11 protein-coding genes are annotated in these 12,108 nt (G+C 61.0%); 7 read left to right on the top strand and 4 right to left on the bottom strand.

Translation table 11 applies throughout. The features are described 5' to 3' along the window. Window positions 1–1,989: an alpha-1,4-glucan--maltose-1-phosphate maltosyltransferase gene (locus tag ABWL43_RS13145; RefSeq protein WP_404488053.1), complete on the bottom strand. Its 1,989-nt coding sequence runs from the start codon at window positions 1,987–1,989 to the stop codon at window positions 1–3. Between the two features lie 204 nt (window positions 1,990–2,193). Between ABWL43_RS13145 and ABWL43_RS13140 the strand changes: the two genes are divergently transcribed. Next, window positions 2,194–2,352 (top strand): hypothetical protein, encoded by a 159-nt coding sequence (locus ABWL43_RS13140; protein WP_404488052.1) that lies wholly within the window; start codon window positions 2,194–2,196, stop codon window positions 2,350–2,352. Window positions 2,353–2,586: 234 nt separating this feature from the next. Further along, window positions 2,587–3,603, top strand: a complete 1,017-nt coding sequence (locus ABWL43_RS13135; protein WP_404488051.1) for a M10 family metallopeptidase C-terminal domain-containing protein — start codon at window positions 2,587–2,589, stop codon at window positions 3,601–3,603. Here the strand turns inward: ABWL43_RS13135 and ABWL43_RS13130 are convergent. Next, the gene (locus ABWL43_RS13130) at window positions 3,592–4,107 is read right to left on the bottom strand and encodes an MgtC/SapB family protein (RefSeq protein ID WP_262206426.1); all 516 of its coding nucleotides are present in this window, start codon (window positions 4,105–4,107) and stop codon (window positions 3,592–3,594) included. The genes ABWL43_RS13135 and ABWL43_RS13130 overlap by 12 nt on opposite strands. 123 nt (window positions 4,108–4,230) lie before the next feature. On the opposite strand from ABWL43_RS13130, the gene ABWL43_RS13125 reads away from it, so the two are divergent. From ABWL43_RS13125 to ABWL43_RS13105, 5 genes are all read left to right on the top strand, one after another. Then, window positions 4,231–4,470, top strand: a complete 240-nt coding sequence (locus ABWL43_RS13125; protein ID WP_242197143.1) for a DUF3203 family protein — start codon at window positions 4,231–4,233, stop codon at window positions 4,468–4,470. 184 nt (window positions 4,471–4,654) lie between these two features. After that, window positions 4,655–6,064, top strand: coding sequence for a cytochrome c oxidase accessory protein CcoG (ccoG, locus tag ABWL43_RS13120; protein ID WP_404488049.1), 1,410 nt, complete (start codon window positions 4,655–4,657; stop codon window positions 6,062–6,064). A 73-nt stretch (window positions 6,065–6,137) separates the two neighbouring features. Next, the gene (gene mapR / locus ABWL43_RS13115) at window positions 6,138–7,547 is read left to right on the top strand and encodes a GntR family transcriptional regulator MpaR (RefSeq protein WP_145165649.1); all 1,410 of its coding nucleotides are present in this window, start codon (window positions 6,138–6,140) and stop codon (window positions 7,545–7,547) included. 103 nt (window positions 7,548–7,650) lie between these two features. Then, complete coding sequence (locus ABWL43_RS13110; protein WP_404488046.1) at window positions 7,651–8,307, top strand: hypothetical protein; 657 nt, start codon at window positions 7,651–7,653, stop codon at window positions 8,305–8,307. Between the two features lie 6 nt (window positions 8,308–8,313). Then, window positions 8,314–9,009, top strand: coding sequence for a tetratricopeptide repeat protein (locus ABWL43_RS13105; protein ID WP_404488044.1), 696 nt, complete (start codon window positions 8,314–8,316; stop codon window positions 9,007–9,009). Between the two features lie 58 nt (window positions 9,010–9,067). On the opposite strand, the gene ABWL43_RS13100 is transcribed toward ABWL43_RS13105, so the two are convergent. Continuing rightward, window positions 9,068–9,814: an SDR family oxidoreductase gene (locus tag ABWL43_RS13100; RefSeq protein ID WP_106577891.1), complete on the bottom strand. Its 747-nt coding sequence runs from the start codon at window positions 9,812–9,814 to the stop codon at window positions 9,068–9,070. Window positions 9,815–9,868: 54 nt separating this feature from the next. After that, window positions 9,869–11,965, bottom strand: a complete 2,097-nt coding sequence (locus ABWL43_RS13095; RefSeq protein ID WP_242197149.1) for a bifunctional diguanylate cyclase/phosphodiesterase — start codon at window positions 11,963–11,965, stop codon at window positions 9,869–9,871. Window positions 11,966–12,108: the final 143 nt, after the last annotated feature.

The following is a 12,108-nucleotide window of genomic DNA, read 5'->3' as shown; positions in this document are numbered from 1 at the left end:
TCAGGAGGTGGTGATTCTCCAAATTCCAAACGGCATGTGCGGCTCCAGCCGCATCCACTGAGTCTTGCCGTACCAGGTCCAGCGATGCCCGTTCATCAAGTCTTCGCCTTGGGTCTGGGCATCGTCCGGCAAGCCCAGTTCCCACAGCGGCAACTCGAAATGCGCTTCCTGGGCATTGAACGGGTCAAGGTTCACCGCGACGAGAATGAAATTGCTGCCGTCTTCACTGCGTTTGCCGAAGTACAGGATGTTGTCGTTCCAGGCGTTGTAGAGCTTCAACCCCAAGTGCGTCTGCAACGCGGGGTTCTGCCGGCGGATACGATTGAGCTGCGCGATCTCGGCAATGATGTTGCCGGGCGCGGTGAAATCACGCGGACGGATCTCGTACTTCTCCGAATCCAGGTACTCCTCCTTGCCCGGCACCGGCGCGGCTTCGCACAACTCAAACCCTGAATACATGCCCCACAGGCCCGAGCCCATGGTGGCCAGTGCGGCGCGGATCAAGAAGCCCGGTCGCCCGGATTCGTGCAGGAAGCCGGGGTTGATGTCCGGCGTGTTGACGAAGAAATTCGGTCGGTAGCACTCGCGCCAAGGCGATTCGTTCAACTGCGCAAAGTACTCGCTCAACTCGGCCTTGGTATTGCGCCAGGTAAAGTAGGTGTAACTCTGCGAATAACCGACCTTGCCCAGACGCGCCATCATTGCCGGCGTGGTGAATGCTTCGGCGAGGAAGATCACGTCCGGGTGTTTGCCGCGCACGTCGCTGATCAGCCATTGCCAGAAGGGCAGCGGTTTGGTGTGAGGGTTGTCGACCCGAAAGGTCTTCACGCCCTCTTCCACCCAGCCCAGCACGACGTCGCGCAATTCGGTCCACAGGCTCGGGATCGCATCGGCGGCATAGAAGTCGACGTTGACGATGTCCTGATATTTCTTCGGCGGGTTCTCGGCGTATTTGATCGTGCCGTCCGGGCGCCAGTTGAACCAGCCCGGGTGCTGCTTGAGCCACGGGTGGTCCTGGGAGCACTGGATGGCAAAATCCAGAGCGATTTCCAGGCCGTGGTCGGCGGCGGCCTTGACCAACCGACGGAAGTCATCGCGGCTGCCCAGTTGCGGGTGGATGGCTTCATGGCCGCCCTCCTCGCTGCCAATCGCGTACGGGCTGCCGGGATCATCGGGGCCGGCGGTCAGGGAGTTGTTCCTGCCTTTGCGATGGCTGCGCCCGATCGGATGGATCGGCGGGAAGTACAGCACGTCAAAGCCCATGTCATGGATCATCGACAGGCGCGAGTGCACGTCATTGAACGTGCCGTGGCGAGCAGGATCGTCGGTGATCGAGCGCGGAAACAGCTCGTACCAGCTGGCAAACTGCGCGGCTGTGCGCTCGACATCAACCGGGTAGACCGGGCTGACGCTCAAATAGGCACGGTGGTCGGCCTGGGTCATCAGGTGTGCACTGTCTTCGTGCAGAAACTGCGCGACCTGCTCGGTTTCCAGCAAGCCGGACAGTTCGTGGTGCAGCAGCATGAGGCGATCGCGCAGCTCGTTGTCACTGCGCTCGGCGGCCTGCAACACCAGGCTGCGACCTTCCTGCAGTTCAAGGCTGACCGGCACGCCGGCCTCGTGTTTTTTACGCAGCTCATAACAGAAGCTGGCAAAGGTATCGATCCAGGCTTCGATGCAATATTGGTGGGGGCCTTGCTGCGTCACGGTGAACGCGCCTTCCCAGCCATTGTTACCGACGTCGGTCATCACCACGCTGTGCCAGCTTTCGTCCTGCAACGGGCGCCAGCGGATCAGTACGGCAAGCTTGTCGTGGCCATCAGCAAAGACCTTGCTGGTGACATTGATGCGCTGACCAACCGCGGCTTTCACGGCAAATTCGCCGCCGTCGATCACAGGCGCGGTACTTTCGATCGCGATCCTGGGCAATAACAACGCCTGGGATAGCGGCAAAATGGAATCGTCTGGAGCCAGTGTTTCAGCAGTCATCGAGCATCTTCCCCTTACGCCCTGTGGACGCTCTTTGCTTGATCCGAATTCTGATAGGGCAACGCTCTCCCTGAGCAGGGCCGTAATAGGTCCGAGCCTGGCGTCAGGTGAAAAGTTCAGGTGGATATGTCGCCATTGGGCGGGGAATCAATTCCCCCAGGCGGATGTCCACCGGTAGAGCAAAGCACAAAGGAGGCCACACCGATGAATATCCCGATTCCGGCTGAAACACCTGATCCGAACATCGACGACCCAACGTTACCGCCCGCTGAGCCGAAGCCGATTCCCGAACAGGAACCGCCTGAAAACGAGCCACCGCCGGTGCAGGAACCGCCAACGAGCGAGCCGCCGGTCATTCTGTGACGCAGACGTTGCAGATTCTGCATCCGCTCGCGGGGTCAGTGTGGTAGTACCGGCGCAGCACTGGCCGCTGAACCGTGACTCGCGAGCGGGCTTTGACGCAGAAAATTCCCACCCACTTAAAAGGCAAAGCCCTAATTCCAACTGATGTGATCGTTCTCATACTGATGTTGCGCTGACTTCATTTCCAAGCTCCTGGCCCCAGCGCTCGTCCGATTTGTTTTTTGAGGATTTATCATGTCGACCATCCATCAGCCGTCGCGCACCCGCGCCGAAGCCACCCCAGGCCATCTTCACGCCCACCCCATTTCACCCTCCCCCGTAAGCGTGTCCGCTCAAGCGCTGGACGCCCTGCTCCGGTCAGCGCCGAGCAGCGCCCACGAGCCGAAGCGTGCAGATGGAGCCGCACCCGCTCCCGCCGACCAGGCTGCCCTGGAAAAACAGTTCAAGCAGCTCTGCGACCAGTTGGACCGCAAAACCGTTGAGCGCCTGATGCGCGACCCTGAGTCCAGAGAGTCAAAAGACAACTTCAACACGATCGACAGGCTGTTGACCCCAGACAATCTCAAGTGCCTGTTGAGCGGCCCCAACGCAACGTCCTGTTTCAACATCCTTGCCAGGATCGAAACCCAACTCAACAAAGATTCGATCGACACGGTCTTGAGCCCCATTGAAACCGAGCAGGTCGGCGCCTATCGCAACTACGTGGAGGCGGCGCTGTTCGCGTTGAAAGCCAGTTTGATGAAAGCCTCGCCGGGCAGCCGCTTTGATATGGTTCGCGCGTTCTCCCGCCAGGAGCACGCGCCCCTGATCAGCATTCAGGACTCCATGCGCAGCCTGGAGGCCAAGGGTAAACACCTCTGCGACATTGCCACTCAGGTCCGCAAGGTGACCGAGCCGTTGCAATATGCGCATCTTGAGGATTGGCAGCGACGGGATCACTACGAGTCCGACTGTAAAAACCACCGCAGGACCTACAGTTTCACTAACACCCTGGAGTCCACGCTCGACCACCCGTGTGAAATCAGAAACTTCGTCACCGACCGGGACAAGCTGGACGTCACCAGCATTCGCCGGCAACTGAATAAACCGCTGCAGTGGGTCAACCAGTTATCCGGCGCCAGTGGTGAAATGCAGCTGAAATACTCGCGTGCACACAATGCCAGCGTGCTGGTAATTTCCGGCAACCAAGGGGAGCCTGCGCTGGTTGCAAAGATATTTGGCCAGGTCAAAGAAAACGATCTACTCACCTGATCGGCGGTCATCATCACTCTCGAACGCCCTCACGATCCGGGGCATCACGCTGAATACCGCCAAGGCCAGCAAGGTACTGAGCACCGCTGTCGATTCGCGGCCCATGCCGGCGGCAACCCCGATTGCCGCCGTCATCCACAGGCCGGCAGCCGTGGTCAGGCCTTTGACGTGCTGGCCCTGCTCATCTTCCTTGCCTTTGAGAATGGTGCCGGCGCCGAGAAATCCGATGCCGGCAATCACGCCTTGCAGCACCCGGCTCATCGCATCCGCCTGGCTGCCGGACGTCTGCGGTACCAATACAAACAGCGCGGCGCCCAACGCCACCAGCATGTGGGTGCGTACACCCGCCGCCTTGCCCTTCTGTTCCCGTTCGAACCCGAGAATGCCGCCCAGGAGCGCGGCGATCAGCAAGCGCACGGTGATCTGGGTGAGTTGTTTCGCATCGCCGATGTCGGCAAATTCGGCTTGCAGGGTTTGCCACACTTCGCTCCACCAGGCATCCATGGAAAGCGGTCCTTTGTGATTATGGGTTAAGCATGGACAACGGCGACCGCCAGTCAGTTGCCTGGAACGCCGGGCAACCGGGTGAACCCTAATGATCACCCGCCAATGGAAAAGGAGATCACCATGCCTGTACGTATCGATAACCAGACGTGCTACTTCAAGGTCGATGAAAACGGCCAGGAGCGCAGCCTGCCTGCGTCCGAGGTGACGGTCAGCACCGACAGCCTCAAGGCCATGTCTTTTGTGACGCTGGATAACGACAGGGTCTACATCACCGAGGCCGAAGCCGATGCCTTGACCGTCGCCGGTGCCGTGGATGGACGCAAACACTTAAAGGCGACCGACAGTGATTCGGTGATTTGATTGATCTGTATCAATGTGCGCTTATTGCCGCTGCACTCCTGGCACCACGGAGTGCAGCAACTGGCCGCAGTCTTGTAGAAAAGCCCCATCTGATCCGCTTTTTATCGCCCTAGCTGAGTCTGTTATGCACACAGAGCGGCGTCCATAGTTCATCCGCCTGATGGAGGCTGATGAGCGAACGACCATGAGCGAAAGAATCCCAACCGTGGAAACCTTTGAGCCCATACACCCAAAGAAGGTGAAGGCCAAATCCAGCGACACCCTGATCCACACCCGCAGCTTCACCGGCCTGTTTCGCACCTTGCGCGTAGCCGGCGCGGCGGTGCTGTTCCTGGCTTTTTTCGGCACCGTATGGCTGAACTGGGGTGGGCGCCAAGCCGTGCTGTGGGACCTGGCCGAAAGCAAATTCCACATCTTCGGCGCAACCTTCTGGCCCCAGGACTTCATCCTGTTGTCGGCGCTGCTGATCATCTGCGCCTTCGGCCTGTTTGCCATCACCGTGTTCGCAGGCCGGGTGTGGTGCGGCTACACCTGCCCGCAAAGCTCGTTTACCTGGCTGTTCATGTGGTGTGAAAAGGTCACCGAAGGCGAACGCAACCAGCGTATCAAGCTGCACGCGGCGCCGTGGAGCCTGAACAAGCTGGCGCGGCGCTCGGCCAAACATACGCTGTGGCTGGGCATCAGCGTGTTGACCGGGCTGACGTTTGTCGGCTACTTCACGCCCATCCGGCCCCTGGCCTTGGAGCTGCTGACCTGGCAAATGGGCGGCGTCAGCCTGTTCTGGGTGCTGTTCTTCACCGCGGCCACGTACATCAATGCCGGCTGGCTGCGTGAGGCGGTGTGCATGCACATGTGTCCCTATGCGCGCTTCCAGAGCGTGATGTTCGACAAGGACACCCTGACCATTTCTTACGATGCGGCGCGTGGAGAACACCGCGGCCCGCGCAAACGAGACGTGACGCCCGCTGACGTCGGCCTGGGTGACTGCATCGACTGCCAGCTGTGCGTGCAGGTGTGCCCCACCGGCATTGATATTCGCGACGGCTTGCAGATGGAGTGCATCGGCTGCGCGGCCTGCATCGACGCCTGCGATTCGATCATGGACAAAATGGGCTATGCCCGCGGGCTGGTGAGCTATACCTCCGAGCATCAACTGCAGGGCGGCAAAACCCACCTGCTCCGGCCGCGACTGATCGGCTACAGTGCCGTGCTGCTGGTGATGATCGCCGCACTGGTGGTGGCCTTGGTAGGACGGCCGATGGTATCGCTCGACGTCACCAAGGATCGCGGCATGTTCCGCGAAAACAGCCAGGGCTTGATCGAAAACATTTACAGCCTCAAGGTCATCAACAAAACCCAGCAGCGCCAGCACTATCGCCTGGCGTTGGTGGACGCCGAGGGTTTCGTGCTGCAAGGCAAGACCGAGCTCAGCCTGGCGCCAGGGGAAATCAGCGATGTGCCGGTGTCGGTGGCGTTGTTGGCCGACAAGCCGGCGAGCAGTTCACAGACCCTGCGGTTCAAGGTGACGGACGTGGATGAGCCCTGGATCTACAGTGCGGCCGACAGCCGCTTTGTGGCGCCGATGAACCGCTGAGGTCCAACTGACACAGGCCCGCAGCCACTGTTTGCCCTGTGTTCATAATGAGAAAACTGTTTTTAAGGCCTTCATGAAACGCTACGAAAAATTCGCCGATGACATCGCAGAACTGATCCGCTCCGGCGTGCTCGGGCCCGGCCAGCGCGTGCCGTCGGTGCGCTATGCGAGCCAGACCTACGGCGTCAGCCCGTCCACGGTGTTCCAGGCGTATTACCTGCTCGAACGCCGTGGGCTGATTCGCGCGCGGCCGCGTTCCGGTTACTTCGTCAACACCCACGCACCGAGCCCGTTTTCCGAGCCGGTGGTAAGTGAGCATGTGCACGAATCCACCGAAGTCGATGTGAGTGAACTGGTGTTTTCGGTACTGGACTCCATCAAAGACCCCAACACCGTGCCCTTCGGCTCGGCCTTTCCCAGCCCGATGCTGTTCCCTTTGCCACGCCTGGCACGTTCGCTGGCCAGTGCCAGCCGCGAAATGGACCCACGCCTGGTCGTGACCGACATGTCACCGGGCAACCCGCAGCTGCGCAGGCAAATTGCCCTGCGTTACATGGTCGGTGGCCTGATGCTGCCGATGGAAGAGCTGCTGATCACCAACGGCGCGCTTGAGGCCCTGAACCTGTGCCTGCAGGCCGTGACCGAGCCGGGCGATCTGGTCGCCATCGAAGCGCCGGCGTTTTATGCCTGCCTGCAAGTGCTGGAACGTCTGAAGCTCAAGGCCGTGGAAATTCCGGTGCACCCACGCGATGGCATTGACCTCAACGCTTTGGCGCAAAGCCTCGAGCGCTACCCAATCAAAGCCTGCTGGACCATGACCAGCTTCCAGAACCCGATGGGCGCAACCCTGCCGGAGGCCAAAAAGCAGGCGTTGGTGGAACTGCTGCGCAGTCACCAGGTGCCGCTGATTGAAGACGACGTGTACGCCGAGTTGTATTACGGGCAGCACGCGCCCAAACCGGCCAAAGCCTTCGACACCGAAGGCCTGGTGATGCATTGCGGTTCCTTCGCCAAAAGCCTGGCCCCGGGTTATCGCGTTGGCTGGGTGGCCGCCGGGCGCTATGCGCAGAAGGTCGAGCGCTTGAAGCTGATGACCTCGTTGTGCCCTTCAATGCCGGCGCAGGCGGCGATTGCCGACTACCTGCAGCACGGTGGCTATGACCGCCATTTGCGCAAGTTGCGCTATGCCCTGGAAGAACAGCAAAGCGCGATGCTGGCGGCAATCGCCCGCTATTTCCCGGCCCAGACACGGGTCAGCCAGCCGGCTGGCGGGTATTTTTTGTGGCTCGAACTGCCGGAGCAAACCGATTCGCTGAAGCTGTTCCAGATGGCCCTGGCCCAAGGCATCAGCATTGCGCCGGGACCGATTTTCTCGGCGACCCAGCGCTTCAGAAATTGCATTCGCTTGAATTACGGCAGCCCGTGGACCGAGGCGTCGGAGAAAGCGATGGAAACGCTGGGGCGGATCGTGCGCTCGTTTTGAACGGGCTCGCCGGAGCCTGACCGCCGGGCAACGCTCATCCTGTTAGCGAAGGCGTTTGGGCCTTGTTACACTCGCCGCCCCTCAACGCTCATGGATGACGCCGATGCTTCGCCCACTGTTATCCGCCCTTTGCTTGCTGGCGCTTGCCAGCCAGGCCCAGGGCCAAACCACTGCCGCCACCCCCGATCAGCTGTTCAGCGATTTCTCCCGCTGTGACGCACGTTTTTTCGAAACCCTCAACACCGCCTCCCTGCCCGCCGGCACCCTGCGCGTGGCCAAACAGGGCAACGTCAGCGCTCCAGTGGTCATGAACCCACTGCAGGAAGGCGGTCGCTATCAGGCCTTTGAGCAACCGCTGGTGGTCAACGGCGTGCGCCTCTTGGGGTATCACAATGAAGCCATGTCGCTGCCCAATGTCGGCAATTTGCTGTTCTGGGGATTCGTCGCCGAAGGTTCGGTGAGCGATGTTGCCGAGCGCCTCAAACCCTTGATCGCCGACCACGCACGCCTGGTAGCAGAACGCGGCAACGTCAGCCGCGCCGATATTCGCCGGGTGGGCGACCCGATCGGCCAATGGCGCACCGAAGGCTTGGCGGGGCCGGGCGTGGCCACGCCCTTTGGCTTTGTAGAACGTACGCTGAGCCTGGAAAAAGGGCCGACCGAGGGCCGTACGAAGATCTTCTGCTCCTTGCAAGGCACCGTCACGCCTGCCCTGCTGCAAGTCTATCGCCCCGACCTCAACGCCAATCTGCTGGACTGACCAAGCATGCCTAACGCCTCTATTCGTGGTTTCGCCCTGCTGGCCGTTGCCGCAGTCGTCACCGGTTGCGCGCACCAGCCAACCCCCGCCGAACTCAACCTGCAGCATTGCGTCAACACCAGCAAGGCCATGAGAGCCGAGCAAAATCAGCAGGTGATTCAAGAGTCAGAGCTGTGCCTGACGAAGAACACCCTGCCGCCCAAAATCAAGAGCACCGTGTACCTGCTGCAGTCAGTGGCCTACACAAACCTCAAGCAGTATCCGCAAGCCATCAGCGCGCGCGAAAAATCCATCGCCACCAACCCGCACCCCGAACCGCGCGCGACCCTGGAGCTGAGCTACCTGTACCGCCTCAATGGCAACCCGCAAAAAGCCCTCGAACTGGTGCAGTCCAATCTGGATGCCGACCTGGGCGAGAATGGCAAAGGCGCCGGGTTCAACATGCCGACGTTCTATCATTTGGGCCTGGCGCTCTACGATCTGGGCCAGTACCGCGAAGCCGCCGAAGCCTACAGCGCCGGACTGATCAAACAACCTGACTACGCGTGGGCCTACTACCAGCGAGCGCTGGCCTATGACCGGCTGGGCGATAAGGAAAACGCTCGACGCGACTTGACCCAGTTCGCCAAACGCGTCGACCCAAGCACGGTGGAGGCGCAACACAAGGCGCAGTTGGCGGCGTATCAGATCAAGCTGCCCTGAGCGTCGCAGTGAGGCGCCCCCTTGGGTGCCTCACTCAACAGCCGGTCAACAGCGGTGATCAGCGACCGCCGCCCAGGTCCAGGAAGGTGCCAGTGGTGTACGAGGCCTTGTCCGACAGCAACCAGATAATCGCCTCGGCCACTTCGTCCGGGCGCCCGCCACGGGCCATCGGAATGCCGGATTCCAGTTTGCTGACCCGGTCCGGGTCGCCACTCAGGGCGTGGAAGTCGGTAAAGATATAGCCGGGCCGCACGGCGTTGACGCGAATCCCTTCACCGGCAACTTCTTTCGACAGCCCCAGCGTGAAGGTGTCCAGTGCTCCCTTGGAGGCGGCATAGTCGACGTATTCACCCGGCGAACCCAGGCGCGCCGCCACTGACGACACGTTGACGATACTGCCACCCTGCCCGCCATGCCTTGGCGACATGCGCAGCACCGCATGCTTGGCGCACAGGATCGGCCCGAGCACGTTGGTCTTCATGATCTTGAGGATGCGGAATTCGGACATCTCGTCGACCCGCGACTTATGCCCCACGGTGCCGGCGTTGTTCACCAGCGCGGTGACACGGCCCAGCTCGGCATCCACGCGACTGAACAGCGCGACCACTTCATCCTCGATGCTGACATCCGCACGCACTGCAATCGCCTGGGCGCCGAGGGCGCGAACCTGTTCGAGCACGCTGTGGGCGGCGTTTTCGTCGGACTGATAGTTGATGCAGATGCGGTAGCCCTCGCGAGCGGCCAGTAATGCCGTCTCGGCGCCGATGCCCCGGCTGCCCCCAGTGATGATGACGACTTTGTCCATGCGTGCGGTCTCCTGACTCAACCTGATGGTTAGGGTTGGGGCCAAGAATACTCGTCACGCACGGCTTTTGTCAGGCGCTCCCGCCTCTTCGCCACGCTGGATGTCGGCCATGAAACCGTCAGCCGGCAAGGGATGCCCCAACAGATAGCCTTGCAGCGAGTTGCACCCCAGGCGGGTGAGGAAACTCTGCTGCACATCAGTCTCCACGCCTTCGGCGACAATCCGCAGCCCCAGGGCCTGGCCGAGGGCGACGATGGCGGAAACGATGGCGGCATCGTCGCTGTCGTGTTCCAGGTCGCGGACAAACCCGCGATCGATCTTCAGCTCATTGGCGGGCAGGCGCTTGAGGTACATCAGGCTCGAATAGCCGGTGCCGAAGTCATCGATGGACAGGTCGACGCCCATGTCCGACAACTGCTGCAACACCGTCATGCTCGCGTCGGCGTCACTCATGGCGGTGGTTTCGGTGATTTCCAGGGTCAGGCTATTGGCCGGCAACTGGTGACGGTCAAGGGCTGCGGCCACACTCTCGACCAGCCCGGCATGGCAAAACTGCAAGGCCGACAGGTTCACCGCAATGCGCCAGTCTTCATAGCCCAGCGCATACCACAGCCGCATCTGACGACAGGCTTCGTTCAACACCCACTCGCCGATAGGAATAATCAACCCGGTCTTTTCCGCCAGGTCGATAAACGTCGCAGGCAACAACAGACCCTGCTGCGGATGCTCCCAGCGCAGCAAGGCTTCGGCGCCGACCGGGATGCCGCTCAACGCATCGATCTTGGGCTGGTAATACAAACGAAATTGCTCGTGCTCGAGGGCGTTGCGCAGGTCCTGCAATAACTGCAACTGCTTGCGTGCGTCGGTGTTCATCGACGCATCAAAGAAGCTGTAACCGTTCTTGCCCATGCCCTTGGCGTGGTACATGGCAGCGTCGGCGTTCATCAACAGCTCTTGCGGGTTATTGCCGTTGCCCGGAAACAGCGCGATACCGATGCTGGCGGAGATTTTCAGTTCATGCTCGGCAACCTTGAAGGCACGGTTGATCAGCCCGACCTGACGTTCGGCGAGGCCCACGGCGTCGTCCGGCTGCGTCAATTGCACCAGCAACACAAACTCATCCCCGCCGATACGGGCCAAGGTGTCATGGCTGCGCAGGTCCTCGCGCAAGCGCAGGCCCACCTCGCGCAACAACTGGTCACCCATGTGATGACCAAACGCATCGTTGACCGGTTTGAACCCGTCCAGGTCGATAAACATCAGGGCAAAGCAACCGCCCTGCTCCTTCACCGCCTGAATGGCTTGCTGAATACGGTCGGCGAGCAAGGTGCGATTGGGCAGGCCGGTGAGCATGTCGTGCAGGGCCAGGTGCGTCAGTTCCTGGTTGGCCAGGGTCAGGGAATCGGCGAGTACGGCAGTGCGCGCTTCAAGGCGAGCGTCAAGCAACGAAGTCAGCAGCGCGATGATCAACACGGCCAGCGTGGTCACCAGCACCAGGTTGTCCAGGCCCTTGCCGCTCAGGCCCGTCAGGGCGGCGCCGCAGAAGCTGTTGTCATCAAAGCGCGCGGCGGCCATGCCGGTGTAGTGCATGCCCACGATTGCGATGCCCATCACCACGGCTGCGCCACCGCGTGCCAGGCGTACGTAAGGCGTGTTGCGACGCAGATTGAAGGCGATCCACAGCGCAGCGCCGGACGCGATGACCGCGATCAACAATGAAGCGCCGAACAGGGTCGGGTCATAGTCGATGCCCGGCGTCATGCGCATCGCGGCCATGCCGGTGTAGTGCATGCTGCTGATGCCCGCGCCCATGATCAGCGCACCGAACGCCAGTTGCCACGCCGGCAGGCGTGGCTGGCTGACCAGCCATAAGGCAAAGCCGCTGGACAACACGGCGATCAGCAGGGACAGCGCGGTGATGCCCAGGTCAAACCCGAGGGCAAACGGCAGGCGCAAGGCCAACATGCCGATAAAGTGCATGGACCACACGCCTACGCCCATCGCCAATGCGCCGCCCGTCATCCACACGTACACGGCGCGGCCCCTGGCGGTCGCGAGACGGCCGGCGAGGTCCAGCGCGGTGTAGGACGCCAGGATCGCGACGAACAGGGAAATCACGACCAAGGAGGGGGAATAGCTACCGATCAGCATGGAATGTCTCAGAACTGACGGGCCTGGAGCGCCCGTGCCAAGTGGCAAAGCGGGCGATTGTAGCGAGAATAATTATGGGCGCGTTGATTAATTACCATGGGGCAATTAGTGGCGCTTTGACGTCAATCTACTGGCTTAACGTT

The organism is Pseudomonas sp. HT11 (assembly GCF_044875395.1).
GTDB lineage: Bacteria > Pseudomonadota > Gammaproteobacteria > Pseudomonadales > Pseudomonadaceae > Aquipseudomonas.
This window is presented reverse-complemented; position numbering and strand designations above follow the sequence as displayed.